Raw genomic sequence first — 26288 nt, 5'->3', positions numbered from 1 at the left:
TTAAACGCAACGCCTGCTTCTGCCTGTGCAGAGAGGCTGACCGTACCGGCTTTCAGCGCCGACAGTGTGACCGAGGCTGCCCCGGAGGCATCGGTTTGCGTGGTTGCTGCAGAAAGGATGACGCCAGTCCCGGAGGCATGCCATGTTACTTTATGGTTTGCCAGGGCGTTGCCTTTATCATCTTTTACTGTCGCGATATAGGTTACAGATTCTTTTCCGTCGGCAACGGCGTGTTTTTTATCCACGGTGACGTCGGTAACTTTTGCCGAAGTGCTGTCGGCAATAAAGTGCAGGCTGTGAGACGCCACAGCGCTACCGGTCGCGGCGCTGGCAGTTACAACGACATCCCCGCTTGAGGCGGATGTAAGCATGACCTGGCTGTAACCACTGGTATCAGTGGTGTTCTGCGCGGTGCTGAGTACCCCTTTACCGGAAGTAATGGCCCACTTCACTGGGCTACCGGATACCGGATGCTGGTGAGCATCGCTAATCAGTGCAGTCAGCTGAATGGCGTCGTTCAGGTTGGCGACGGCGGTTTCTTTACTGGTGTTAAGCGACGTTACCGCAGCACTTTTACTGTCCACCGTAAAATGCAGGACCGGGGAGGTAATTTTCTGCCCCTGGAGGGTCGCCGTCAGTGCCACATCTTCCACGGCAGAGGAGCTAACCTGGGTGGTGGCTTTGCCTTCATCATCCGTCAGCGCGGTTGTCGGGGCAAAATGCGCGGTAGTACTGAGGGTACTCCAGTCGATCTGGACATTTTTTAATGGGTTACCTAACGCATCTTCTGCAATAACGGTTAGCGTTGCGCTCTCTTTCCCGTCGGCCAGCAGCGTGGTCTTATCCGGTGTAATATTTTTCAGCACGGCGCTTTTGGCGTCGGCCGCAAAAGTCAGAGGAACGGAGTGTTTTGGTACCGCTTTCCCGGTTGTCTTGTCTCCGGTGGTGGCGGAAACAGTAACCTGTCCGGCACTGGTGGAGGTGAGAAGCATGGTTGCCACGCCATTCTCGTTGGTTTGGCTCTGGCTGCCAGCCAGATGTGCCGTGGTACTACCGGAACTAATGGCCCAGTTCACGGTCTGATTCGATAATGGGTGGTTGCTGGTATCGGTCACGATGGCCTGCAGGATGATAGTGTCCTGGCCATTGGCGATAGCACCGGTTTTATCGCCATCAATCTGGCTGATCACTGCGTTGGCATTATCCGCAATAAACTGCAGCGCTTCACTTTTAATAATTTCGCCGTTATCGAGATGGGCGCTGATTGTTGTACTCAGGAGCTGGGAACTGGTCAGCGAGATGCTGGCGTTCCCCTGGGCATCGGTGCGAGCGGACGTTGCCGACAGGAGAGCTTGCGCATTATCCGTGGTCCAGGTAACGGGGACGCCCGATACAGGATTTCCCGTTGCATCCACGATGTGCGCCGTGAGGCTGATGGCATCTGTGCCGTTAGCCAGTGCTGACGTTGCCGATGCGGTTATCCCGTGGGCAGCAAAGCGCTCGCTGGCAGCGGGAGATTCCAGAGTAATGGTCGTGCTGCTAATCTTCTGAGTCTTGTTACAGAAAACATCAACAGTTGTCTGCCCAGGCATATTGCCGGCATGGAAGGTAGTGACATATACGCCGGGCGAGTTTTCTTTAAACGCCGAGATACTGGCTGGCACCTGCGTTGGTGCGGTTGCCGGAGAGAGGCTGGTTTTCTTTTGCAGCCTGGCTTTCTTTTGTGGCTTCTGTTGTTTTGAGTTGGCTTCCGTGATTTGAGCACTGAGGTTAGCTGCCTGACCTGTGATTTTCTCACCACTGGCGGTGGTCAGCGTCACGCTAATCGGTGTGCTGCTTACTCCGTCTGCTGGTAGCGTCATTTTAGCGGCGCTGGCGGTGGTGACTGCGTGTTGAATATTAAAACTGTCAACCTGCACAGTCATGTACGCCGGGGGCGACTGGTTACCTTTCGTATCCAGAGCCGTCGCGGAAACAACATAGACATTCTTCACGGCGTTGCCGGTATGATAATGCGGGAGCGTGACGGACCAGGCGCCATTTTTCTCGCTGATGTTGCCGCCGTTTTTCAGCAGACTGTCGGCCTGCCAGTGGATGTGATCAAGCGGATATTTGCTCTTCACCTGCACATTTACCGGCAGGGTCATAGATTCAGTGCCGGAAATTTTATCCTGCAGGGTCAGCCAGATAACCTGTTGCTTACGGTACTCCAGCACAATGTCGTTGTTTCTGTTTACCAGCTCGTAACGGCTACCCATCAGCGTTCTGCTGGCGCCGACGGCGTCTGGATCGAGATGACTCGCCAGGGATTCGCCCATCTTCCAGTTGAGATTGAGGTTCACCTGGGTGTCGTTCTGATCACCTTTACCCATTTTTTGGTTCAGGCCCACGGTCATCAGCGGGAATGGCGTGTAGTTGACGCCCAGCGTCATGGCCCACGGGTTGCTCAGGCGCTTATCACTGCTGTTCTGCGAGAGCGCCACTTCCTCACCAAAGTATTGTTCCCACGCCAGTTCTGCACCTAACTGTGGATAAACGGGTAAATAACCCTCGGCGCGAATGTCATAGCCATTGGCAACACGTTCCTGATAATCGGCATAGCGTTTTGAATTTTTCCAGCCGGAAAGTCGGCGGTAACCGTTTGCGCTAAGGCGGAAGAAATCGCTGCCCAGCTCTGTCCCGACGCCCAGACGCTGATGCTTATTACCGGAGAGCTGCTGGTCGTAAAAAGTGTTGACGCCCCACATCCAGTGGTCAGCAAAGTAACGATAACCAATACCGATATTGACGATATCGCGGTCATCATTGCGGCGGGCACCAACTTGCGTAAACAGGAGATCCTGCTTCTTGTTGTCGTAGAGAGGCACCAGAAGATCTACGCTGGCATTATTAAGTGCCATTTTGCGGTCCAGCGTTGCATTAACTTTGGCAGTTCCGAACTGCTGCAACCATTGCTGCACTTCACTGGTGGCAATCGACGAGGTGCTGCCGATGGCAGAGGAGATCAATGCATCTGTTCTATTGCTCTGTTTTAATAATTCGGCAGTGCTGGTAAGAACTGAGGCGATTTTTTTATCGTCTTCATCATCCTGTGCTGTTGTTTTCGCATCGTGCTTTCCTTTTGCTTCTTGTCCGGACTTATTCTCTGGCGAATTCGTTACTGCCTGAGCAGGGAACGTAAAGACAAAGGAGTTCATAAAAATAACCATGAGCTGCAAAAATATTTGCAGGCAGGCTGTGAGTCTCTGTTTCATAATAACATCAGTCTGTTGTTTGAAATTTGTTAATAGACGGCGGACAATATTTATTTATCCGGACTAATCTTCCTTAAGGTGCTTTATTATTCTGTTCATTTTGTCTGAGGCAGACACACGAAACAGTGTGTAACTAAATTCATTCAAGTGCTGTTGTAATAAATTTGGTTTTTGCTCACCCTCCAGCTACATGTTACTGATAATAAAAACTAACGAATGTTAATGATTTTCTGTTGATAATGGAATGTTAGGATGATTATGTGTTAGTGCGTTTTTTTCAATAAGAACATGTCGTTGCGCGCGTCTATTGTTATAATTCCTGGTAGAGGGGGCGTTAACAAGAGAATATAGGTCTGTCTGCTATGTGAAATTACAGCATAAAATTCCGTTATTGATATGTTAGCTGGTGAGGATACTGTTATGATTTATCTCTGATTTATGTTTATATTTAGTGATATCAATGGGTTGATTGGTTGTTGTATTTTCATTTTGTGACATTTTATACTGATTTTTGTTGTCTGGTTTCTTTTTTGTCTAGGGTGTTTATCTTAATTTTTTTTTGGTGATGACAATTGTTGGGCTTAAAATGATAAATAAGTGCAATTTTTTTGTGTAATTTGATTTATTGTTGTAATGAAATGTATGGCATTATAACGATATGGCTATGCTATTTATCTGCTTTAATACTCTGTAATGCCGAACTTAAAGGATTTGATATCTTCAGGTTTGAACACCGTTAATGGACGTAATTGGCTAACTGAAACGTTGATTAAGGTGGCAGTGAAAATATCAGAATCCAATTAGGTTAAATATATTCATTAATGGCAGCATTTCCACCATTTATTATGGCTAATTGCTGTTGCGGTATAACTGAACAATTTATCGGTGCACAAATGTCAGTCAGAAGACATACACCAGGTTATAAGGATGAGAGCGATGTTGAAAAGTGTATTACTTACCGGGGCAGGTTTACTTGCATTAATGCCATTGGCATATGCTGACCAGAGTGTCAACTTTTCTCCTGAGAGTGTGTCAGTTGGAACTTCTCTTTCGGTGTTAAACGGGGAGTCTCGCGAATTTGTTTATGATGAAGGTGTGAAGTCGAGCCAGCTTAACTGGAAAATAAACAATGCGCCGGTTATTAAAGCTGGAATTACCTGGGACCCATTATCATGGTTGTCGCTGAATGCTAATGGGTGGACGACGTTGGCATCTCGCGGTTCTGGTATGGATGATTATGACTGGTCTTATCCTTCGCAAAGCCACTGGAGCGACAGGTCAAGCAGTCCTGACACGCATCTGAATTTCGCTAACCAGCTTGATCTGAACGTAACCGGCTGGTTGCTGAATGAAGATAATTTGCATCTCGGCGCAGTGGTTGGGTATCAGGAAACCCGTTTCAGTTGGCTGGCTGAGGGGGGGCATTATACCTATGATAATGGTGCGAATGTGGGCGATTTCCCGCGCGGTGAGCGCACCATTGGTTACCAGCAGAGATACCGGGTGCCTTACTTAGGGCTGACGGGGAAATATGTTTACCAGGATTTTGATATCACTGCACAGTTTAAATTCAGTCCGTGGGTAGAAGCTCGCGACCACGATGAGCATTACATGCGTGACCTGAGTTTTAACGAAACTGCCAGTAATTCAAACTATTACTCAGGAACTATCAACGCGGGATATAACATTACTTCCCAGGCTCGTGTCTTCACTGAATTGAGCTGGACGCGTTTCTCTGAAGGCAGGGGGGACTCAACTGTGCATGATAAAGTCACAGGTGACTCTGAACATTACAATGATGCTGCAGGTATTCAAAACTATAACTACGCCATTGGCGCAGGGATTGAGTACCGCTTCTGATGGTTAAATGCGTCTTCGGGGGGCAGTAAACGCCCCCGAATTTAAATAAAAATTACGTAGTTACAACATCCTGATAATTTACCCATCCGTTGCAGCAGCCGTCTTGCCAACATTAAGTACCTTTAGTCAGTAACTCTCTGGTGAAAAATTCAGTTATCCGGTATGTATAGCAATTGCTACACAGCAATAATCTGCTATGCTGTATAGCAAATGCTATACGGGGTGTTACCATGAAATCAGATGTCCAACTCAACCTTCGCGCCAGAGAATCCCAGCGGGCGCTGATAGATACGGCAGCAGAAATTCTGCATAAGTCGCGCACGGATTTTATCCTCGAAATGGCTTGCCAGGCCGCAGAGAATGTCATTCTTGAACGCAGAGTATTTAATCTGAACGAGGAGCAGTATGCCGAGTTTATCGATATGATCGATGCGCCGGTAGAATCTAACCCAGCATTAGAAAAACTTCTGGCAAGGAAACCACAGTGGGATTTGTAACTCAGCCTGAACCTTTATCGAGTTCTCATCAACTTGCGGAATTTGTTAGTGGTGAGGCTGTTCTGGATGAATGGTTAAAACACAGGGGATTAAAGAATCAGGCGCTTGGGGCTGCGCGGACGTTTGTTATCTGCAAGCAAGAGACAAAACGTGTAGTTGGTTATTACTCACTTGCAACCGGTAGTGTGAATCATGTCGAAGCAACGGGAAATATTCGCCGTAATATGCCTGACCCCATACCGGTGATTATCCTGGCTCGTCTGGCGGTCGATCTTTCGTTCCACGGTAAAGGACTGGGCGCCGATCTGCTTCATGATGCGGTGTTGCGCTGCTACAGAGTAGCTGAAAATATCGGCGTTCGCGCCATTATGGTTCATGCGCTTACCGACACTGCCCGACGCTTTTACCTGCACCATGGTTTTAAAGCATCACAAACGCAGGAGAGAACGTTGTTTCTCAGACTGCCGTAATAATGGGGGGCAAGGGAGATTGAAATGTGCATACTGAAGCCCTCCAGATACGATATTTAACATAATCTTTGTTATATGTACTTTAAAATCAATAAGTTACTTTTTTATGCGATTCATTGTACGCACTTAGGCATGGCTTGCGATAAATGTCACTCGGCCCCAGTCGGTTAACAGAACAGCAATATAGAACATTAAGCGCGATAGGTCAGTTATAGACGCGGACGGCGCTGTTGAGTGTCTGCTGTGAAGCAGACATTTAATTAAATAAATGACGGGATAACGATATTGCTCGTTCTCCACGGTTTACGGATTTTAAGCAAAGCTTTTTGTAAGTTATCAATTGTCACAGATCCAAGAGCAATCCTACAACGCTTATAGCGTTTATGCCTTGGGGTATACCCTAACTGTGCGACCATCGCTTACCACAAGCGAAAATTTCAATTTCATCTGGCGTGAGCCAACAACAATGAATAGCGGGTCCTTTGGGTTTCGATCACCGGTAGTTACGGTTAATCATCTTCTGCTGTACCAAGGGATGAAAAGGCTCAGGGTTCCTCCCCAGAATACGCCATCAATAAGTCCTGTTACACCGCCAAACAACATACAAAAACTTGCGGATGACCGTAATCCCGGTTGCAGATAAATGGCTGAAGTAAGTATGAACTTCATGCAAAAAGTAATCACAATCAGCCCCAGGGTCAGCGGCGTCCCAGCCCTGATAATCATGCCCGGATTATCTGAATCTCTCAGCGGTGGCTGTAAGCGCCACAACCTGTATCCAAGAGCCGTGCCTGCGAGCAGTCCTGCTGCCATCATTGAAAGGCTTGCGCCAGCAAGTGCTGTCTCAGTGATAACACCATATGCCCCCCAGACAAGAAAAAGCACTGGGAGAAAAAACAACCGCCTGATTGTCATCTCCCGGACATAAAGAGCAGCAAAGCCGCGTCGCAGTAAAAAAGCCAGCAGGATCCATATCCAGACAGGTGTATCTCTTAAAAAGATTGCAATATTCATAAGTTGTCCCAGTTACGAAAGTTAATCTTTTTCAGTACAGGTGAATCGGCACACCATTACTTTTCAGTGGTATTGTTATTCGATATTTTATTTCCTGACCGAAGAATTTTCTGCAACCTGCGTTGTTGCCATAAGGCGATTTTCCCTCGCATGATAAACACGCGTATTCCCCTGAGTATGACAAGTCCTCCCCATATAACAGCTACCACAACGGACCAGTAACTTTCCGGGGTAAACAGAGAGTTAATTATCATTAATGCTGTGCATACCAGAACAGCAGTAACCAGAATCCGATAAAACCGGGTTTCCTGTGCTACCTGAATTTTGGCTTCGCTGATGCGTTCATCAAGAGCCTGGCTGGCAACGTAAGTCTCTTCCGAGAGATCAGAAACATTTATATCAAAGGCTGAAGCAATCGCACTGAGTGTTTCCAGACTCGGCTTCTGGCCTTTTTCAGTTCGCTGCACAGTCCTTACAGAAAGAGAGGCGACTTCAGCCAGTTGTTCCTGCGACCATGCCTTTCTCAGACGATATGTTTTCACCTTTTCAGCGACAGTCATCATTGTTCCCGTTCTCTGCAATGTCTGTGACAATAATACTTGCACATCAGTCCGGCACCGTATACGACACCACCATGACAGCAAGGCGACACGCCAGTGTCATAAGGTCGGACCCCTGCACATTCAGTTGGGTCTGGGGTTGGGTGACAGCCGCAGCTTCCCGTTCTTTCCGTCGACTTCCAGCATCAGCGGAACGTCTGAATTTATGCTGAATATAGAGAAACTGAAGTAAAAGAGGAGCAGGGTTACCCCTTACTGGTGATGCCGCAGTAATGATGATTATCTCGTCTTATCCGGATTCCGGTCACAAGGTTATGCTCCGTTTTTGTGGATAACCAGCTGTCCGTCAGCATGGATCAACATATCATTCACCCGGCATAGTGGATTACCTACATACGGCTCGCGAGTCCTGCGACCAGTGTCTGTCATGATGGTGGACGCAGGGCTACCTGCGGCAAACTCCGATTCAGCCATGAAGCACACTATACCGGGTGCGCACTTTCACTGGATCCACTACACAGGGTACAGCTTTCACTTCAGTATCATCGCGTTATCAGAGCCGATCATCATTCACGATACACTGTACCAGGTAAAGTTTCCTAACCGTGCCATCACGCTATCAGGTATGGTGGCAATGACGTGATCCACTATATCGGGTACTGATCACATTCTTGGCTAAAATACACACAAAACACACAGAAAAGTCAGAAGAAAATGGACTGCATCGGGGTAATGGGGCTGACGCCACCCGGTGTAGTGGAGATGCACTATACCTGTATGGTCGTTTTTATCCGCGATCGCGGCTATCGCAGTGTTTATCCCGTAAAGCGGATAAAATGCGTTTGCAGATTGACTTTATCCTCACTAAAGGATAAAACTGAAAATATCCCCTAAAGCGGATAAACTTCTTGTGGACGTATGGCATGATAAGCTTTCCGATGATCTATAGCCCAACGCAATTAGCAAATGCAATGAAACTGGTTCGTCAGCAAAATGGCTGGACGCAGAGCGAGCTGGCGAAAAAAATCGGTATAAAACAGGCGACCATTTCCAATTTCGAAAACAACCCTGACAACACCACGCTAACAACATTTTTTAAGATATTACTGTCGCTTAAGCTATCAATGACGCTATGCGACACGAAAAATGCCTCGCCAGAATCAACTGATCAGCAAGATCTGGAGTGGTAATGCCTAAACTTGTCACGTGGATGAACAACCAGCGGGTAGGCGAGTTGACGAAGCTGGCCAACGGTGCCCATACCTTTAAGTATGCGCCGGAGTGGTTAGCCAACCGTTATGCCAGGCCATTGTCGCTTTCGCTGCCATTGCAGAGGGGGAATATCACCTCTGATGCCGTATTTAACTTCTTCGATAACCTGTTACCCGATAGCCCGATTTTACGCGACCGGATCGTTAAACGTTATCATGCTAAATCCAGACAACCGTTTGATTTATTGTCAGAAATAGGGCGAGACAGCGTTGGCGCCGTGACGTTATTACCAGAAGACGAAACCGTAACGCGCCCGATAATGGCATGGGAAAAGCTTACTGAAGCCAGACTTGAAGAAGTATTAACGGCTTATAAAGCAGATATCCCGCTAGACATGATTAGGAGGAAGATGACTTTCGCATCTCGGTTGCTGGCGCGCAGGAGAAGACCGCGCTGCTCAGAATGGGCAATGACTGGTGCATTCCGAAAGGAATAACGCCGACGACGCATATCATTAAATTGCCGATTGGTGAAATCAGGCAGCCCAACGCGACGCTCGATCTCAGTCAGAGTGTTGATAATGAGTATTACTGTCTGCTGCTGGCAAAAGAATTCGGGTTGAATGTTCCCGACGCAGAAATCATTAAAGCGGGAAAGGTGCGCGCGTTAGCGGTCGAACGCTTTGACAGACGCTGGAATACTGAACGAACGGTTTTACTTCGCTTGCCGCAGGAGGATATGTGTCAGACATTCGGTTTACCTTCATCGGTGAAATATGAATCTGACGGAGGCCCAGGCATCGCGCGGATCATGGCGTTTTTAATGGGGTCCAGCGAGGCGCTTCGCGATCGTTATGATTTTATGAAATTCCAGGTATTCCAGTGGTTGATTGGCGCGACGGACGGCCATGCGAAAAATTTCTCTGTGTTTATCTAGGCCGGCGGTAGTTATCGACTCACGCCATTTTACGACATCATTTCAGCATTTCCGGTATTGGGTGGCCCGGGAATACATATCAGCGATCTCAAACTGGCAATGGGGCTTAATGCATCCAAAGGCAGAAAACGGTAATCAATAAAATTTATCCGCGACATTTTTTGGCGACAGCAAAGGCACTGAAATTCCCGGAAGTGCAGATGCATGAAATCCTGAGTGACTTTGCCAGAATGATTCCCGCAGCACTGGATAACGTGAAGACTTCATTATCGGCAGATTTTCCGGAGAACGTGTTGACGGCAATTGAAACCAATGTGTTGAGGTTGCACGGTCGGTTAAGCCGAGAATATGGAAATGAGGGTATGAATTGATTAGATAAATTGATGTTTTTACAGATTTTGCTGCTGTTTCAAGTGTCTGATCATCACCTTTCCCTCTGGCATAAACTCGGTCCCATACCGTACAAGTCCGATACCTCTCAGTTCCGCATCTATGGCGTAACGCAGCTCCCCGGGCACTTGCTGTTCGAATAAAGTTACATTAAGGGACTGCAAACGTGGTTCATACTTGAGTAGAACACCGGCCAGCGTATCGATTAGCTCGTGGGCTGTTCCGGGCATGCCTTGCAGAATTTTGGTCATATCCGGCAAACCATAATCTGGTAGATGAGATATGGTCCCGGCCCGGGCGTTCAAGATACGCTGGATGTTATCCAGCACGGATAAAATGACCTGGTCTTCTTCGTTTACAACTTCAAGGGGAAGATCCCCTGTAAAGTTGCCAGTGAGAATTTCATATAACGATGGGGATTTTCTATTGGACATTTAGACCTCAAGAATCCGCTTCAGAGTCTTTAAAAAGTGGGAGGCCTTGAGATTTTCTCCACACCCTCACAATTTTGATAATATTATTGGGGTTCCGGTCTTCTGGTGATTCAGGATAGGCTATTAGGTCTCCTTGCTTAGGGTGCTCAGTAATAACTATGAAATGGTACATGAGCTTATCTAAGTAAGTATCTAATTCTTTCCCTTTTAGAAACTTATCTTTCCTTGTTGCTTTTCTAAATTCATGTAAGAATTCGAGAAATTCATTTTCAGTGTAATCATTAAACGTACGCATAAATTCAAACATATTTTTCTGTCTGTAATTATGGATTTAATAAAGTGTCATTTACTCTTGGAATTACATAGGGTTATAACGTTCTAGTTTAAATATCTTTGAAAATAGGAAGGCTTTGGGATATTCTCCAGTTTAAAACTGCCTCAATCAATCCTTCCGGAGTACATTTTGAATTATCCTTTGGGTGAAATATTAAATCGCTCTTTTCAGGATGCTCCGTGATTTTGTCAAAGTGATTCGATAATTTTGTCAAATAATCACTAAGAGATTCCCCCTTTGGCTTTGCTTTTCTTGAATTCTTAAAAAATTCATTCAAAAAAGCAAAAATTCTTGTTGTGTATATTCTGAAAATGAGTTTTTAAGTTCCATAAATTACCTTCTATTCATTTTGTGTGGTTTTATTAATCTTTAAAAAGAGCTAATCCATGGTTTTTTCTTGATTTTTTATTTCATTAATTACGGATTCTGGATTGTCTTCTTCTGGGTGTTAGGGTAATATATAAAATCACTCGCAGTAACTGAGCCAACTAAGTAAATGATTTTATCCAAAAGCTTGTCCAAATAATTTTCTAATTCTGTATTGCTTAATGATTTTTTTGATACTTGCTCGGGATAGAATTCACTTACAATTTCGGTGAATTCGTTCTCTGTATAATTGGAAATGTTTTCGCTCATCTCAGTTACATTTATCATTTCGTGTCTCCTATTTACCATAGTGAATAAATTTATGTTGAAATCGTGATGCCGATTTTACCATTCACACTGGTCTGCGCCAGACCGCATGGCATAAACCTCAGAGATCATCTTGGGCGAAAGTCATTTTGCGGGAATGATGTTAGTTATGGAGAAGTAGGAATTCCTTTAGCTCATTAGATAAATTTTTTTGCTCTACGTAATGTTTTTTCTTTTCCAGAGATAGCCTCCCCCAGAAAGGGTGCCAATATATACTCCACCATGCTTCTATATCGCCTTGTAGACTTCCGAATGTTTCTACATCCCGGTTAGGGAATACAGTGCTCGGTAGCGGTGGTTCTAAATATAAAGCGTAAATATTATCAATGAGGTTGTTGTCATTAGTTATTATATCTACTGCTGTTTGACCAAATTCTTTAAATTGATAATAGTGAAGAGTGCTGTTTTTGAGCGAATAAATAGCTTTATTGCTGGTTATCTTTTTGTTGAACCTTTCCTCGATCGTATCAACTAGCTTTGCTAAGTCATCGGATTTAATCATGAACCTGGTTGAGTATGCATATACCCCGCTCCCAACAAAAAAGAATGGTGGGTATCTTCTTTCTGAGTCTGGGATTGTGATAAAGGTATTTTCAGAATAGATATCCTGAAGGTTATTTTTTTTGCTAAATAAACGATCGAAATTAATTTTCATCAATATAATCCGCAACCAAGTCCGCTCCATAATATCCAGCGACTCCGAATATCATTCCCCAACAAGTCCATTTTTGTTACTAAATTAAGACCGTTACGCAGCAGTCATGATGATATTCTATTCATGATTCTTTGACCTAGAAGTCCTTAAATAATGGAAGCTCTTGATATTTTCTCCATTTAATTATTTCATTTAATGCACCTTCAGGCGAATCATTTTCAGGTGTGTCTGGGTAGTATATAAAGTCACTAACTTCTCCGGTCCCAACCAGTACAGTCAACATATCAAGGAGATTATCTAAATAAGTTTCTAGCTCGTTACCCTTAGGTGATGACGATGATCTATGTTCTGAGTAAAATTCATTCAAGATTTTCATGAATTTATTTTTAGTATAATCTTCCAATTTGTTTTTAACACACCTATTGTTAATCATAATCAGCTTTGCATTCCTCATAATGTGCAAGCAGAAATGTTTGGTTAGATTATCTCATCAGATAGCCATATTGAGTTCAGGTATTAATTCTTAACTATCTTTAAAAAGTGGAAGCCCTTGGGATTTTCTCCATCTTATTATTTCCCCGATCACCCCATCAGGGCTATCTTCACGGTCGTCTGGGGGATAGAATAACAATCCATTACCTTCAGGGTGATTTACTATTAGGTCAAAGTGCGCAACTAAATTATCTATATACTGCTGCCGCTCTTTTCCTTTTAATTTTTTTGGGTTCGTGAAAAATTCATTTAAAAAGGTTCTGAACTCATCCTCTGTATAATCCTCAAGCTTTGGCTTAAACTCCATAAATCACCTATTTTTCTTTGAGTGTAAATTAATATGATTTCTAACTGTGTTTACGCGCATGTTTTCAAAGTCATAAACAGCCCCACTATCAATAATACGTTCTATATGGTGTATTTCAAATCTTTTTCTTCCACCAACTTGTTCTGGCACTATGCTGAAAGGAGCATTCCCATCTCTTATTTCCATCTGGTTAACCCTTTTAAACTGACTCATCAATTCAGGACATTCTGCCACAGCAAGCCAAAACTCTTCTCTAAAATGGTCAAAGTTACGGAAGGGTTTTCCTCTAAGTTTATCAGCAACCTGCGCAGGTACAGGTGCCCCCAGACCAGAGCTCGCAGCCTCAAGCCATTTCTCTGAACCTGATAGCGTCTCCCCCTTCCCTGTTGCCACACCTGGCTCATCCCTCGCGGTTTTGAGATAAACATAAATCGGCTTAATCCCTGAATCCGCAGGGAACACCAGAATGTAATCGTTAAGATCGCGTTCTTCCGGCACCGGGAAAGGTGGTGTCGTGTATTCATCTTTACCGTCAGGAATTGGCGTGACGAGTATTGTTGCCTGGTCTATTGGCTTGATGTCGCTGCCGGTATGTGAGGGAAGGTCACTGCCCTCAGGTCTCTCTGGCGTCCAGGTAATCAGCGGACCATCGGCACCGTGAGCTGGAGTGAACTCATATTGATTATGCTCACTATTCCACACCATGTTTGCTGTGCGGACACCTTCATACGGGGTACCTTCACCCGTATGGACGCCATAGACCCGCATGTTGCCCTGTTCATCCTGGCGCCAGAAGAATCTCACCCGGGTTGTCGCTTTTGCCCCGGTGATGGCTTTCTGCCGCAGCTCTTCCTCGTACCAGAATTCATCCCGGCCAGGAACCCTGTCACTCCCCTCGCCCGCAGATGGAACGTAGAGTGCGGACATCATCGCTCCTACATACGGAATTCCCCGGGCCGCGCCCAATACGCCGGTCAGGGACCATTCTCCCCAGACCTGGGTCATCACGCCCGTAGCAGCCCCAAGAGCAAGTGGTGCAGCCGTTGCCTGAGCGCCCCCGGCGTCAGGCTTACGCTTTTTGGCTGACTGGGCATGCTGAACGACTTCATCATCTGCATGCTCATGCTGATGGCCATAACCGCAGCAGTCGTCCTCGACAGGCTGGGCAAAAATTGTCATCTGTCCAAAGTTATCAACGGGCTCTTCGGCAGTACCGGCATCCGTGCAGCCTTTCTCCTTCAGGCAGGATTTTGCATACACCGGCGTCACCCACGGGGTGAGCGTTTCGGGATTGAATTCTCTCATGGTCGCTGGAGGCGGTAAGGATAAGGCCTCCGGAGGTTTAGCACTGGCTGATGCCGCCATCGTCCTTTTCACCTTCCGTACATACGACGCTGTCGTACCATACTCGACCTTCCCGGCCTCAAGCTTCAGATAACTGCCACCACCAATCAGCGTGATACGTTTTTTTCCGGCAAAGGAGATGTCACTCGCTGAGCTCAGCGTCAGCTTCTTCTCAGCGAACAACCGCATACTGGCGTTTTGCGCCTGGACATCTATTGGCCCTTCCCCGGATTTCAGGCTCAGTTGACCGGTGCGGGCAAAGAGCCCCAGCTTCTCCCCGGTCAAAGCGGTCGCATTGCCCATCACTCCAGCACTGAAGTCTTCTCCGGCGTTAAGCGCAAGGTTCCGGCCCGCGGCCAGCTGCATATCTTCTCCACTGGTCAGTGCCATGCCTTCCGGCGCCGAGAAAAGCACCGCTTCATTGAGCGGTTTCAGCCGCTGCTCAAACATCTGTATCTGGCTGTCGACATCCCCCTTCAGCGCCAGGGCCTTTTCTGCGGCCATTTCCAGTTGTTGCAGTTGCTGATTAAGCCTGTCGATTTCCTTCAATGCAGCATCCATGTCCAGAGCATCACCCTGCGCTTTCGCCTGGACATCCGCAGCGACAAAGAGTCCCTTTCCTGCTCTCAGGACTCCCCACTCATCGGTGCGCAGCTCTGTGCCTTTACCGCGAAGTTGTCCTTTGCTGTTCACCAGGTGCCCGTTGTTGAGCTGCGTTTTACCGTATTCCGTGGCGAGTTTGATGTGCTCCTCACCACGCTTGTCTTCCATCCGCAATTTTGAGTTGGCCGGTGTCCGGAGGATGTTCCGGGTATGATTGTCCCGGTTCACAAGATCGGGATGTTCGGAGTCGTGTAGTGCACAGGCGATGTACGGCAGATCAATATCGCCATTGCTGTACGCAATCGCCACTTCGGTGCCATCGATGAGCGGCGTATGCCAGCCCAGCGTTTCACCGGCATAAGGCTTCGCCATCCGCAGCCAAAGGTAGCCGTAACCGGGTTCCGTCCCCTCCAGGTCGAAGTCCTGCTTCACCCGATAGCGCCCCTGCTCATCCAGATGTGCGTAGGTATCATTTTTTTCGCGACTTTCGATCCGTGCCGGAAGCGTACCCGCGATGACCGGACGCGGGATCTCTGCCGGACGGAAGCAGTAACGTTCGGTGTAAGGCTGGCCCCAGACCGACACATGCAGACGGGAATCACGGGCGCCCCGGAAGGTCACCAGCGTAAGGATGACGCCCTCTTGCAGGGCCGTAATGACATCGCCCTGCGGCTCCAGCACCTGCCCGGGTGTGAGGTGTGCAGCATTGCTGAACAGGTGAATACGGGCCGACCTGTTGAGCTCCCGCTCGTGGTGAAGTCGGGCCCAGAACGCGCCAGATTCGGTTTCCGGCTCCGGGCTGGCATCGTCTCCCGCTTCACGATAAGGGGCTGCGTAGCGGTAATGCTCCCCGGTGGTGACCACATCATTACGCACGCTGACCGCCGCATTCATCGGCATGGTGGCTGTCCGGTAGTTGTAATCACGCGTGGTGACAGTGCCGGTGGCAATGTTGTGCCAGGTCCGCACATCCCAGACCGATTCTGCCACACTGTCGAACAACCCCGACGGCTCGCTGTAGGGCAACTGCACATCAAACTGATAGTTAAGCTGGCTGTCGGCCAGTATGTAAGTATCCAGACCGCGCACGTCGTCCATCTCCGTACGCCAGTAAATACCCACCTCAGACAGAATGCGCTGAATGAACTGCAAATCCGTTTCCCGCCACTGAGTGATAATTTCACGTGGTGGGTAGGTGCGCTCCAGTCTGAATTCAAAATCGGGACCTTCCAGACCGTGTTTACGCAGCACCTGCTCAACCACCTCAGGAACAGACTGGTTCTGATAGACCACGCACTGTCGGGTATATCCCAGGAGCGCCAGGCGCGAACTGATCGTAAGCCGGTAGTGAGACTGGTCCTTTGAGGTGGAAAGCCATTCCAGGCGGGTCACCATGCCGTGCACACTTTTACCGCTCCGCATCCGGAAAGAGGCATATTTCATCAGCACCTCTTCCGGGGGGATATTCGCCTGAAGCGTTGTGAACTCGATGTCCCAGCTGAAGGGTTCGCTCAGTGCTTCCCTGCCGTAAAAGCGCAGAACATCCGGCTTCACTGAGCTGTCAAAAATATCCAGAAAATATCGGGTCTGTCCGTCAAAAAGCGCTAACCAGTTATCCATCACGTCACTCCTTCACCGGCACGAGGCTGAGCCAGCCATCACCCAGTTCAATCGTGCGGGGGTTGTCCGGGTCCAGATCGTCACGGGTCAGCACCAGGCGCCAGCGGTTGTCCTTCTGATCCGGGCGGTTAAATAATCCCACCACCGCCACGAACTGAGCGTCTTCATCCATGGGCATATTGAGTGTCATGCTGCCTTCTGGCATCACCAGCAGCTCTTTAGACGCCAGTACGTCGTCTTTAAGTACCGTATCGGCATTGCGCAGCAGTGTCTGGTAATCGGCGGCATCAACCGCTTTACGATCCCTGAGCTGATAAACTCTCACCATCGTTGCCAGCGGTGTCTGTGCGCCATCAGCGTTAATGGCCGTACGCGGGGTAAAATCCAGATGCAGCGTTTTGATTTTCTTGTAGAAGATGGATTTCGTGATGCTGACCGTACCGTCCGTGACAGTCTGAGTCAGACCGCAGCCAGCGAGCAGGCTACAGGCAATAAGCGTCAGCGCCCACCAACGGGTTACTGTTGCCATTCAAAAGTTCCTTTATTGAGAGTGGGAGTACGTGATTATTCGAAGCGGTAGTGCCCGTCTTCAGCGGACGGTAGCGCAGAACATTGCAACCCTTCATAGCAGCCCAGACTGACGGTCAGACTTCCCCGACTATTGCTGAGCTTGCCTGCTTTCAGGCCCAGCAAGCCGGTGCGGCCCAGCTGGATACGTCTGCCTTTGCCAAGGCGTGGCTCAGGCAACAATCGTACGGGTACGGTGAGGCGCAGTCGGGCGTCACTGCGGTAGCCGAGATAAACGCGCAGCAGGACCAGTAAATCGGTATGGAGGAAACCACCTGGTAACCACCCTTCGGCTTCCTCCGGATCTTCTGTCTCCAGCGTCACCAGTACCCGACTGCATGCTTCCTTTGCCGTTTTACCCAGCGTGGCTCGCTGAGAAAGACAGATGCGGTTCCCGGTACCCAACCCGCTACGGTTATCGATATGGACCTTAACCGGATCGGGCTCGGTGATAATTGCCCGGGTATTCGGTGCCAGTAGGCTTACCAGGGCCCGAATGCCTTCTGCATTGCGGGTGGGTAATCGCATGGTACCCAGCAAGGCCAGAAAGCGTGAAACCGGCGTTGCCACCTGTTCAGCGGTGCCCGGTATACCAAGGCCGACCAGCCCCAGCAGACACTGAGATGTGGCATCGCGGCCACCTGCCTCGAAGGTGGCCGGCCAGGCGTATTTCCGCCAGATCCGATAATACTGGGTGGTGATACGGTGGCTGAAAATATCCAGAAACGAGGTAACTGCCTCGTGCCCTTCGCGGCGCTGCGCAATGTCGTCCAGCCAGGACGTCGGCAGAGGGGAGTCCACGCCATATATCCCCAAAAATGTCGTACGGACCGTTGGGGGTAATTCCGGGTGGTCTTCGTCAGTCTCCACCGCTTTGAGGGTACTGACCGGGAAACCCATACCAGGCCAGGGCCTGAAGCGGACCGGATCGTTGGCTGGATGGCTGGAGGCGCCCAGTTTCGGCGCGTCCGGATTTTCCTGCTCCAGCAGCTGGCAGAAACGATAAAAATTGGCCCGCCAGATATCTTTGCTCAGGACTAGTGTTAGCCCGGGACGTACTGGCTGTGATTCTCGCGCCATCTCAGTCGTTTTCCTGTCGGTTGCAGCACCAGCGTAAGCTGGTTGAAGAGGTGAATATCAGCGTAGCGCGCGAAGAACCGGTGCAGCATTTCGCCGAAGAGATTCACATCCCCCTCGCCTGCAAAATTATCCATGTTCAGCGTGACCTCTATGTCTACTCCCCGGAGCATAAAGCCCTTCTCAAAACGGCGGAGCAGGGTGTGCTTCACGGCGACGATAGCTTCAAGCCGACGTCGGTTCATTTCATCATCGGTCCAGTCGTACAGCGCCAGCGTTCCCCGCAGGACTTCCGGATTGTCCATCATGCTGAGGAAGTTTGAGCCGAGGTGGCTCATCACCCGCCAGTGAAAACGGTCGTTTGCAGGGGGATACAGCGGTATCGTCGGTGCGGTGACGTTCAGTACCCTGACGGGCACTTTGCCGGTTTTTGCCACCCTGTCCAGGAGCGTACTTTCCAGCGCTGTGCGCGGAAGCTGCCCGTTGGTACCGGTTATTCGCATCGAAAGGGATTCTGGTTTATCGGACAGCTGCTCCAGCTCGAACGAACGCCCCCCGAGAATCAACCAGGTGTCATACAGGCCAGAGGGGCCGCGTTTCACGCGGGTGTGGTAATAACGTTCAGGGGCATCGTGGCGCATCATACCGCCCCGGTGCCGGAAGCTGGTGAACGGTACATAGGGGTGTTTGCCATTCTTTACCGCGCCATGGATATCATCGACGCTGTAAATCTCGGTGTGACCATCCTGAAGACGCAACGGCCTGAGCAGGTATTCGTTATCCAGCGGGTTAAGCGTCAGCGGATCGGCCTCCAGGGTGAAGAGGTTGATGACCGGTGCACAGTGCAGCCGGAAGGTTTCCGTTTCAAAAGGCAGATCGGATGACCAGGCTTCACTGAGCACGATGTCGATTTCAAACCAGGAGCTGGCTTCAGTTAGCCCGATGGTGTCGAGGCCACGCAGTTCAACAAACATAAATTTCGGTCGGAAGCTGAAATACTCCAGCAGCAGCTGGTAACCACTGAAGGCAGTATCGGCTTTCTTCCACAGGCCGTCATTGTCGTCAAAGCCCATGGGTTTGCACCAGCCATCAAACTGATGACGTTCGGTGTATGTCCCTGAATGGCGGGCGTACATGGCGTGAACGCGACGGGTCAATGCCAGGTGGAGTGCTGAACTGATCGGACTCTCTGCGTTGAGGAATATGGCGACTTTGTCGATCCCGGCTTTGCTCCAGTCCACTTTTTCAGGGCATTCGAAGCGCAAACGGATAGCAGAGCGGCCATCGGTTTCAGTATGAAGGCGGGCATCCGCAAGATGCAGTGGTTGCAGAGGAACATCGCGAGTCGTCCGGTACTGGCAGGCGGTTTTATGCGGCCCGACAGGGCGTGATTGTACGGAGAAACCTTCGGCAAGAAGTTCAGCCTGACGAAGGCCACGCCAGTCAGGAGAGAATTCGACGATAGCCAGCGACGGGATGGTCCGCATATAGTGTGGCCACAGCAGACTCACCAGCCCTTCGGTCAGTTCCGGCAGGTCATCATCCAGCTTCTGACGCAAACGGCCCATCAGGAAGGCAAAACCTTCAAACAGGCGCTCTACATAAGGATCGCGGGCGCCGGGTTTATCCAGATTAAGCATCGCTGCCCGATCCGGATGGGCACGGGCGAACTCTTTGCCCGCCTCACGCAGATAGCGCATCTCTGCTTCGTAATAGCGAAGGGTTAAATCATCCATGCATGGTATTCCTGAAAATTATTAAAGAGAATATTAGCCACAGAGCACCATGGCACTGGCCGGGTCAATGGCGATCAGACCCACCAACGGGCTTTATCAGATTCACTGTGACCGGCTTTCATTCGTAGCAGCTTCAGGCGTTGGGCCAGGACTTCAAACAACAGAGCGGGCTCCGAGTCTTCCAGCGTCAGCACTGGCGAAACGTCATCTACCGGCATGGGGCAAGTGAATCGGTTTCCCGCCACTTATCAACCTGACTGAATACACCTGAAGACCAGCCATCTACCTGTTTAGCAAAGGCCAGCACAGGATGAATGCCTCTGTTCATATTTACTCAACACCTTCAGTGCCAGCAGCAACGTTAAAAATGGACGCGGGCAGCGTAAATCCCTGTAGCTTTAGTAAGGCTAGCGGACCGTCGCCCAGCTCGCTGCGCATGATGAACTTCAGAGGATTGCCATCGGCGGTGATCCACACCAGTTGTGTACGGCTGGCATCGAGTGGAGTGATCAGGGCTTTGTCCAGCAGGCGAATGAAGCCCCAGTTACCCTGGTTACTGGCGAAGAGTTGCATACCGCTGTTTACACTACGCCAGATGAGCGACACACCTGGATAGTAAGTATTCCCCGGCCAGGTGAAGCTCTGCCAGCTTTCCATCTGATTGAAGTAATCCAGGTTCTGCTCATCGAGGGTAAGCTGCACTCTGGCAACATCCCGTGAAGGACGCGCCATCAGTTCGAAGTGAACACTCGCATCGCCCTGAGAGAACATGATATCTGACAGTTCCGCCAGCTGATTAATCGCCCGGAGAAAATCCGGACTCACAACCATCCCCTGACTTGCGGAAGGATCAACGACCCAGCGATTCCCTTCCTGGCGGAGGATCCCGCCGAGATTAGTTTTCAGGAAGGTAGTGATTCGACCCGAGTCGCTACGCAGGAACTGAGCCAGTAGCGGCAGGGAGGCATCGCTGCCGGTGGCTTTAAACGGGTACCGTCCCGCAAAGGCCTTATTCCACTGATCGACAATGGTTGTCTGCCAGCGGACATTGAGGCTACCCGCAGCCGGGGCAATTACCTGCCGCCAGGCCAGATCAAGCGGTTGCACAAATAACGACTGGCCAAATCCATTCCACCCCTGCCCCAGACTCGCCGCAACCAGACTGCCGTAGTCGCGGGTATCGGTCAGATCGATGGCTTTGCCCTGGAATACTGTCTGGGCCAGCATCTGCGACATAGCCTGCGGATCCGGGGCGCTGGTGACTTGCTGAAGCTTCAGCCGCACCTGAGTTACGCGGGCCAGCCAGGACTGGAAACTGAGGTTACCGTTGGCACCGGTACCCTCTTTACCTTCCATAAGCCCCATCAGCGGTCCAAACACGCCATCAAGCGGACCTTTAGGGCCCTGTGCCTGTTCAATAAACTGTCTGGCATTTTTTTTCTGACCGATCAGCTTTTTCGCTGAGTCCACGATTGAATCAGCCAGAGCCTCACCTTTCTGCCCTGTTTTCCCCTGCCAGGCCAGCGTGTTCATCAGTGCCACTAGCGGGGACTGGCGGACATCACCGATCAGACTGAGCTGGGCAATCGCCTCAGACAGTGACGTGGCTTCCTGCCACTGTATGCTGTTGACCATGTTGAGCCAGGCGTTACCAAAATCGGTGAAATAGCGTTCAGTCAGGCGGGCCTTCAGCGCCTCCGGGGAGATATCGCTCCCTGTCTGATGGGTCTTGTCCGACAGTACCCAGTCAATTTCATCGCGGCGGGTTTTCACGACCTCATCAATCGCATCCTGTACCTGCTCTTCCCAGGCCTGACGCGTAAACATTCCAGGAACGACTTCATCAGTGCTGAATACCGTTGAGGCATCGGTGTCGCCAGTCATATCAGCAAGCGTTAAATCAGGCCAGTTGCTGGCCACGCGCTTAAGCATCTCCTGATATAACCCGGACTCAGCGTTCCGCTGGCCAATTTGCTTAAGCAGAATTTGACGGACTGTGCTGATTAATTGGGCATCAGGCTTAATTTTCCATTCCGGATGAGCCGGGAGGTTTTGCGCATAAAAACCCAGCAGTTTCGGTGCGATGTTCTGCCATATGCCATCCGGCACATTCTGGCGTTTCGGTAAGGCTTTCAGCGCGTTTTTTGCCAGCCAGCCGGCGTCCGCTTTGTCCGGACGCGCCAGCATCAGATAACTTTTGAGTATGTCATATGTATGCTGTGTGCCCTGCGTACGGGCATCACTGGCAGGAGGTAGTTGCACAAAGGCATTCAGCTGCTGCCTGAGACTGTCTGCTGTAGCATCCCTCATTAGCTGTGCGTTATTTTTCGCATACAGCGGCCAGAGTGCGGCCAGCGTGTCGCTGTCCTGATTAAGACCAAATCGTGTGTACCATGGCGCGCCGGTCGTCTCACGATGTTGCAGACGGGCAATGGCCTGCTGGAGTACGAGCTGATTGTGCAGACGTTCAGCCAGTGATTTTGCAGTATCCGCTGCCTGTCTTGCCGTTTCCTGCGCCTGATAAATCTGAGTACGGTTAACGATCAGAGACAGCAGTGTAGCGGCCCCCCACAGGACAATCAGGGAAAGCAGAATTAACCGCAGCATCTTCAGCCAGTCGAAGCCCAGCTTCCTGCCGCTGACGGCATCACAGTCATCAATGACGGCTTTCCAGGTCAGTGTGTCGGGGCGTGTGTTTGGGACCGAACCGACAACGGCCACTTCAGGACTGAACATGACACCGCGTAAACGCCAGACCGCAGATCCCTGCATCAGCCCGCCGAGCAAAACATCCAGACTGGCTTTCAGCTCCTGCCGCAGTTGGAGGGATAACTGAAGCAGACCGAAATCAGCCGGATTATTCAGTATCTGTGCCATACCTGCTTTTTGCAGATGCAGTGCCAATGTAGAAAACCCTTCACCCGCGTCTTTCACGGTGCCATCAGGCCCGAATATGACCCCTGTCGCAGCAGTTTCCGCGCCCTGCTGAGCATCGGTGGCGTTGTCAGTCAGCCACAGCCAGACAGGCACCTGCCAGCCCAACTGATGGTCGGCTTTCTGACGGTAACGCAGGAGGGCATCCCGTTCGCCATCCGTTGGAAGGGCTGAAATACTCATCACCTGAATGATGCCATCAACCGGTTGCCCGGATCGCAGGCGCTTCAGTTTTGAAAGGAAGATCTCGTCCGGAAGTGACTGCGCGTCACCGCCATAAATCAGCACATTGCCGTCGCCTTCCTGCCAGAGGTCATTACACAGGCCCGGGGCAGCTTTGTGAACGTCGTCCTGGTTGCCCATCACCAGAAGGAGTCGCACTCTACGCTTCCAGCGACGTCCATAGCGAAAGCGCAGGTGTTCGGATACGGCATCTTCGCTGAAGACCGGTTCATCGTCGTCTTCTTCACCGGGAATGGTGCTCATTACCGGAGTGACGCTCTCAGCCTTTTTCCGTCCCCACTGGAAATACAACCCAGATTTACCGGCGAGGTCGAAAGCCTTCTCCGTCAGCCAGCCGAGTAAAAACAACGTGGCAACCAGTATGGCGCAGAATGTGAGTATCCGTTGGCCGTCATACGGACCGAAGCCGGTGGCCGAAGCTACGTTTTCCGGAAAGGCATAAAACAGAAATGCCACGATGGCTGTCAGGAAAAAGGCGACAGTTACAACGGAGCCGATGAGAGTTTTTACTTTTACCTTAGACATTCTTGGGCGATTCCTTGCGAACTTCTTCTTTGGTGATGACAGCGATCCAGACGTCGTCTTTGTCAGCGGTGGGTTGGGCGGCGATAACCTGCGGGCCATTATCTCTGCATGCCACTGAGGCAAGAATAACAGCGAGCCAGGGGGCGGCGCGGCTGGCATATCCCAGAACGGAATCAATTCCATGATTGTCTTTTGACAAGCTGAATGTTACCCCGTTATCTTCACAAGCCATATTCCATCCACTTCCGCCTGAAAGGACTGGACCTGTATACCAGGCCGTTTTTAGTGCCTCAGGGGCTGTTGCGGCCCATAACAGCGCCCTGTCCAGCGTTTTTACAAGCTGGACTTCCTTACCCTTTTCTGGGCGATGAAGGCATACTGCATCTGGATAGCCAGCAGCCTTACGGTTGCTGAACACCACAAGAGTAATGGCATCGGCGTCACCTTCATCAGGTTGCGCGGGCAATGAAAACGTCACCTCTGCAAGAATGCCTGGAGTGTTCCAGCGCTGATCAAGCCAGGCATCAAATCCCGCCAGACCTTTGCCTGCGAGGACTCTGAAAACTCTCCCGGTTCTGGCCGTGAGTTCATTTCTGAAGTGCTCCTCCAGTCCGGGACGGATATCATCGTCACAGTCCAGCATCAGGCAGCAAGGAATATCCTGCGAAAGGATGTCGGTAATTTTTTGTACATGGGCGACGAGTGTTGACGTTACAGAGATGAGTTCTGTATCCAGAGCTGTCTGAAAACTGGGTAAGGCTGCATACCTGACAGCAGATTTGGAACCACGTGGCGTGGAGGTCTCTGAAGCTGGAACAGTATGATTAACAGCTTTAACCAGTGCAGCGGGAGTATTTCCTGAAAAGTGTTGAACATAGGTATCGAGTATCCAGCCACAGCGCTGACCACGACAAGTTTCGCTATCAATAAGCGCTTCGCGTTCCGCATTCCTGGACTCAGCCCCTACCTGCTCTACTTTATATGCAAACCTGCGCAGGGAGAAAAGAAGCCCCCAGAGACAGAAAGGCAATCCCAGCGCAGTAAACCAGAAAATAAAGCCAGTGCGTTCTGCCGTCCAGTTCCAGAGCGTTAACGCAATTCCTCCTGACATGACAAATGCCAGGAACAGCAGCCATCGGCGGGTATCAGGTCGTGGAACCTTCGACGCCTTTTCAGGGATAGCATCCAGCAGGACTGGCATACTCAGGCAACCTTTGCAGAAGCAAAAGAGCTGATCAATGTACAGCCACAACCACATTTATGGCCGTGAAAGGCGACCGGGATCCCGTTATCAAGATAATCAGGATTACCTTCGATGATGGTTGTCGGACCATGTAGAGGTATCGGGCAGAAAACCATATCACCTTTACGCGCCACGCCAATCCCACCAAATATCATGGTGTCAGAACAGGTCATGACTGAACCGCCGTGAGTGGTTTTGTCGCCTTTTCGAATAATTTGCAACATTTGTATCTCCATTAATTTATTGTTTACAGGGCGGAATAAATTAATATTTATTATTCAAGTGTTTCAGCGTTGATCCAGAATATAAGAGGTAAACCTTTGGTATTGATATAACCAATATTTACCCATTTATTATCTTGTGAAATCCGTATAACCCTTACCTTATCTCCGGAAACAAGCTAAGCACTGGTCTTATTATTACGCGAAAAATAAAATAAACTTTATTTATTTTTTGCTTTGACTTTCATGAAAATTCCGCTCGGATATTCAGAAATGGTTTTTAATGCAATTTCTTTCGCCTTTTTGTTTTTCTTTGATATATATCCTATTTTCCTTAGATGGTAAGACGCACTGAAGCATGTAAGCCATTCCAGAACTGACTAATATTTCTTTTCCTCCGTCCTGGTATATCCATATACCTCTCCATCCCAGTCGCTAACCTGACACCTGGCTATCTTATTCACCAATTTAACAATCAATGCATTAACATTAAATTTAAAACTCTTCGATGAGTTAAAATGAAATTTATTTTTGTTGGGGGGCTTATGGAAAATTAAATCTTTCCTCATTCACGTAAGGAATATCAAGTATATATTACTTATAATACTATCGTGTCTAAATGAACTCGGTAAGCAATCACTGGATTGAATAATCCTTCCATTTTTCTTGATATCAAACGATATTGTATATTTATTTTTTTCAGAACCTTCGATTACATTAATGACATAATTGTATTTGCCGCGCTTGAAGCCATAATAAGTAATTCTCATTTTGCTATCTTTGGTGTGCCTCAGGTTATTCCTTTCATTAAAAACCACTTTTAACTCTGTTTTACCATTCTTTTCAAAACTATAATTAATTTCTTTTGTAATATTATCAATGAAGAATGAAGCTTCTTTACCTCCCTCTCCAGGTAATGAGCAAGTAATGATTTTAGTGGATTCTTTGTAAATAGACCCGTTTTAGTTCCATGCATTTTTTGAGAACCCGGCCAAATGACCCTGGCCCAAAATCAGTGCAGTGCTAAATCAGAGATCTTCGTCTTTCTGACCCTGGCCCAAAATCAG

18 protein-coding genes and 4 pseudogenes are annotated in these 26288 nt (G+C 49.2%); 5 read left to right on the top strand and 17 right to left on the bottom strand.

What is annotated here, in order from left to right:
• On the bottom strand, positions 1 to 3197 hold a 3197-nt coding region (locus tag D9738_RS24640), incomplete at its 3' end, for an inverse autotransporter beta domain-containing protein (RefSeq protein ID WP_171021424.1).
• 993 nt (positions 3198 to 4190) lie between these two features.
• Between D9738_RS24640 and D9738_RS24635 the strand changes: the two genes are divergently transcribed.
• The 3 genes from D9738_RS24635 to D9738_RS24625 all read left to right on the top strand — a co-directional run bounded on the left by D9738_RS24635 (position 4191) and on the right by D9738_RS24625 (position 6081).
• A complete protein-coding gene (locus D9738_RS24635; protein WP_130261399.1) occupies positions 4191 to 5114 on the top strand; it encodes an omptin family outer membrane protease in 924 nt (307 codons plus the stop codon).
• A gap of 230 nt (positions 5115 to 5344) precedes the next feature.
• Positions 5345 to 5611: a DUF1778 domain-containing protein gene (locus D9738_RS24630; protein ID WP_130209503.1), complete on the top strand. Its 267-nt coding sequence runs from the start codon at positions 5345 to 5347 to the stop codon at positions 5609 to 5611.
• Complete coding sequence (locus tag D9738_RS24625) at positions 5599 to 6081, top strand: GNAT family N-acetyltransferase (RefSeq protein ID WP_130209501.1); 483 nt, start codon at positions 5599 to 5601, stop codon at positions 6079 to 6081. The genes D9738_RS24630 and D9738_RS24625 overlap by 13 nt, the downstream gene beginning before the upstream one ends.
• A gap of 513 nt (positions 6082 to 6594) precedes the next feature.
• Here the strand turns inward: D9738_RS24625 and D9738_RS24620 are convergent.
• The 3 genes from D9738_RS24620 to D9738_RS24875 all read right to left on the bottom strand — a co-directional run bounded on the left by D9738_RS24620 (position 6595) and on the right by D9738_RS24875 (position 8129).
• Positions 6595 to 7095: a DUF6622 family protein gene (locus D9738_RS24620; RefSeq protein ID WP_130209499.1), complete on the bottom strand. Its 501-nt coding sequence runs from the start codon at positions 7093 to 7095 to the stop codon at positions 6595 to 6597.
• Between the two features lie 56 nt (positions 7096 to 7151).
• Entirely contained in the window at positions 7152 to 7655 is a 504-nt protein-coding gene (locus D9738_RS24615; RefSeq protein ID WP_130209643.1) for a helix-turn-helix domain-containing protein, read from the bottom strand.
• 312 nt (positions 7656 to 7967) lie between these two features.
• Positions 7968 to 8129, bottom strand: a complete 162-nt coding sequence (locus D9738_RS24875; RefSeq protein ID WP_165382765.1) for a hypothetical protein — start codon at positions 8127 to 8129, stop codon at positions 7968 to 7970.
• A 449-nt stretch (positions 8130 to 8578) separates the two neighbouring features.
• Here D9738_RS24875 and hipB point away from each other — a divergent pair, with 449 nt between their 5' ends.
• Positions 8579 to 8845, top strand: a complete 267-nt coding sequence (hipB, locus tag D9738_RS24610; RefSeq protein ID WP_130209497.1) for a type II toxin-antitoxin system antitoxin HipB — start codon at positions 8579 to 8581, stop codon at positions 8843 to 8845.
• Positions 8845 to 10174, top strand: a pseudogene (hipA, locus tag D9738_RS24605) (type II toxin-antitoxin system serine/threonine protein kinase toxin HipA). Before hipB ends, hipA begins: the two are co-directional and overlap by 1 nt.
• Positions 10175 to 10192: 18 nt before the next feature.
• Here the strand turns inward: hipA and tssE are convergent.
• From tssE to D9738_RS24525, 13 genes and pseudogenes are all read right to left on the bottom strand, one after another.
• Entirely contained in the window at positions 10193 to 10627 is a 435-nt protein-coding gene (tssE, locus tag D9738_RS24595) for a type VI secretion system baseplate subunit TssE (protein ID WP_130210702.1), read from the bottom strand.
• 7 nt (positions 10628 to 10634) lie between these two features.
• Positions 10635 to 10934 carry a bacteriocin immunity protein gene (locus tag D9738_RS24590; RefSeq protein ID WP_130261398.1) on the bottom strand — a complete coding sequence of 100 codons (300 nt, stop codon included), beginning with the start codon at positions 10932 to 10934 and terminating at the stop codon, positions 10635 to 10637.
• A gap of 823 nt (positions 10935 to 11757) precedes the next feature.
• Positions 11758 to 12309, bottom strand: coding sequence for a hypothetical protein (locus D9738_RS24575; RefSeq protein ID WP_130259207.1), 552 nt, complete (start codon positions 12307 to 12309; stop codon positions 11758 to 11760).
• A 523-nt stretch (positions 12310 to 12832) separates the two neighbouring features.
• Entirely contained in the window at positions 12833 to 13108 is a 276-nt protein-coding gene (locus D9738_RS24565; RefSeq protein ID WP_130210710.1) for a bacteriocin immunity protein, read from the bottom strand.
• A 3-nt stretch (positions 13109 to 13111) separates the two neighbouring features.
• Positions 13112 to 13939, bottom strand: a pseudogene (locus D9738_RS25350) (S-type pyocin domain-containing protein); the annotation flags it as partial.
• A 501-nt stretch (positions 13940 to 14440) separates the two neighbouring features.
• Positions 14441 to 16675 (bottom strand): annotated as a pseudogene (gene vgrG, locus D9738_RS25345) (type VI secretion system tip protein VgrG); the annotation flags it as partial.
• A gap of 4 nt (positions 16676 to 16679) precedes the next feature.
• The gene (gene tssJ, locus D9738_RS24555) at positions 16680 to 17204 is read right to left on the bottom strand and encodes a type VI secretion system lipoprotein TssJ (RefSeq protein WP_130210714.1); all 525 of its coding nucleotides are present in this window, start codon (positions 17202 to 17204) and stop codon (positions 16680 to 16682) included.
• Between the two features lie 35 nt (positions 17205 to 17239).
• A complete protein-coding gene (gene tssG, locus D9738_RS24550) occupies positions 17240 to 18322 on the bottom strand; it encodes a type VI secretion system baseplate subunit TssG (protein ID WP_130210716.1) in 1083 nt (360 codons plus the stop codon).
• Entirely contained in the window at positions 18286 to 20055 is a 1770-nt protein-coding gene (gene tssF, locus D9738_RS24545) for a type VI secretion system baseplate subunit TssF (RefSeq protein WP_130261396.1), read from the bottom strand. Before tssF ends, tssG begins: the two co-directional genes overlap by 37 nt.
• Positions 20056 to 20088: 33 nt before the next feature.
• A pseudogene (locus D9738_RS24540) lies at positions 20089 to 20255 on the bottom strand (type VI secretion system protein TssA); the annotation flags it as partial.
• A gap of 130 nt (positions 20256 to 20385) precedes the next feature.
• The gene (locus D9738_RS24535; RefSeq protein WP_130210720.1) at positions 20386 to 23757 is read right to left on the bottom strand and encodes an ImcF-related family protein; all 3372 of its coding nucleotides are present in this window, start codon (positions 23755 to 23757) and stop codon (positions 20386 to 20388) included.
• Positions 23750 to 24958: a hypothetical protein gene (locus D9738_RS24530; protein WP_130210722.1), complete on the bottom strand. Its 1209-nt coding sequence runs from the start codon at positions 24956 to 24958 to the stop codon at positions 23750 to 23752. Before D9738_RS24530 ends, D9738_RS24535 begins: the two co-directional genes overlap by 8 nt.
• Before the next feature lie 2 nt (positions 24959 to 24960).
• Positions 24961 to 25224, bottom strand: coding sequence for a PAAR domain-containing protein (locus D9738_RS24525; RefSeq protein WP_130210724.1), 264 nt, complete (start codon positions 25222 to 25224; stop codon positions 24961 to 24963).
• Between the last annotated feature and the right edge of the window lie 1064 nt (positions 25225 to 26288).

The organism is Escherichia sp. E10V5 (assembly GCF_004212315.1).
In the GTDB taxonomy this organism is placed as follows: domain Bacteria; phylum Pseudomonadota; class Gammaproteobacteria; order Enterobacterales; family Enterobacteriaceae; genus Escherichia.
The sequence above is the reverse complement of the archived record's forward strand: the minus strand, read 5'-3'. Positions and strand labels throughout refer to the sequence as shown.

Excerpts from the sequence above, each read along its gene's own strand:
- D9738_RS24635 (WP_130261399.1), top strand. The coding sequence starts at position 4,191 with ATGTTGAAAAGTGTATTACTTACCGGGGCAGGTTTACTTGCATTAATG.
- D9738_RS24630 (WP_130209503.1), top strand. The coding sequence starts at position 5,345 with ATGAAATCAGATGTCCAACTCAACCTTCGCGCCAGAGAATCCCAGCGG.
- D9738_RS24620 (WP_130209499.1), bottom strand. The coding sequence starts at position 7,095 with ATGAATATTGCAATCTTTTTAAGAGATACACCTGTCTGGATATGGATC.
- D9738_RS24615 (WP_130209643.1), bottom strand. The coding sequence starts at position 7,655 with ATGACTGTCGCTGAAAAGGTGAAAACATATCGTCTGAGAAAGGCATGG.
- D9738_RS24875 (WP_165382765.1), bottom strand. The coding sequence starts at position 8,129 with ATGGCTGAATCGGAGTTTGCCGCAGGTAGCCCTGCGTCCACCATCATG.
- hipB (WP_130209497.1), top strand. The coding sequence starts at position 8,579 with ATGATAAGCTTTCCGATGATCTATAGCCCAACGCAATTAGCAAATGCA.
- tssE (WP_130210702.1), bottom strand. The coding sequence starts at position 10,627 with ATGTCCAATAGAAAATCCCCATCGTTATATGAAATTCTCACTGGCAAC.
- D9738_RS24590 (WP_130261398.1), bottom strand. The coding sequence starts at position 10,934 with ATGTTTGAATTTATGCGTACGTTTAATGATTACACTGAAAATGAATTT.
- D9738_RS24575 (WP_130259207.1), bottom strand. The coding sequence starts at position 12,309 with ATGAAAATTAATTTCGATCGTTTATTTAGCAAAAAAAATAACCTTCAG.
- D9738_RS24565 (WP_130210710.1), bottom strand. The coding sequence starts at position 13,108 with ATGGAGTTTAAGCCAAAGCTTGAGGATTATACAGAGGATGAGTTCAGA.
- tssJ (WP_130210714.1), bottom strand. The coding sequence starts at position 17,204 with ATGGCAACAGTAACCCGTTGGTGGGCGCTGACGCTTATTGCCTGTAGC.
- tssG (WP_130210716.1), bottom strand. The coding sequence starts at position 18,322 with ATGGCGCGAGAATCACAGCCAGTACGTCCCGGGCTAACACTAGTCCTG.
- tssF (WP_130261396.1), bottom strand. The coding sequence starts at position 20,055 with ATGGATGATTTAACCCTTCGCTATTACGAAGCAGAGATGCGCTATCTG.
- D9738_RS24535 (WP_130210720.1), bottom strand. The coding sequence starts at position 23,757 with ATGTCTAAGGTAAAAGTAAAAACTCTCATCGGCTCCGTTGTAACTGTC.
- D9738_RS24530 (WP_130210722.1), bottom strand. The coding sequence starts at position 24,958 with ATGCCAGTCCTGCTGGATGCTATCCCTGAAAAGGCGTCGAAGGTTCCA.
- D9738_RS24525 (WP_130210724.1), bottom strand. The coding sequence starts at position 25,224 with ATGTTGCAAATTATTCGAAAAGGCGACAAAACCACTCACGGCGGTTCA.